Raw genomic sequence first — 254 nt, forward strand, 5'->3', positions numbered from 1 at the left:
GTGACGCCATTGCCCTGGCCGCAATTGCACTCGTCGTTGTTGACGATGGAGTGGGTGGTCCAGTTCGGATTGGTGAAGTCGGACCAGCCGGTGGTGCCGACCCGGTGGTTTACCACCACGTCGGCGATCGCCTTGATGCCGTTGTTGGTAAAGGCGCGCACCACGTTGGTCAGTTCGGCCGAGCTGCCGTAGCGCGAATTCAGGGAGTTGAGCTGGCGCGGCAGGTAGCCTTCGCTGGCAGCCGAGTCCGTCGG

The 254-nt window shown here is 63.4% G+C and carries 1 protein-coding gene; it reads right to left on the bottom strand.

Going from position 1 to position 254, the window contains the following annotated elements; all coding sequences use genetic code 11:
- Positions 1-254: alpha-amylase family glycosyl hydrolase (locus tag KVT32_RS30720; RefSeq protein WP_254637098.1), on the bottom strand; the 254-nt coding region annotated here is incomplete at both ends.

The sequence above is a fragment of the Achromobacter sp. GbtcB20 genome (genome assembly GCF_019091095.1).
Classification (GTDB): Bacteria; Pseudomonadota; Gammaproteobacteria; order Burkholderiales; family Burkholderiaceae_B; genus Achromobacter; species Achromobacter mucicolens.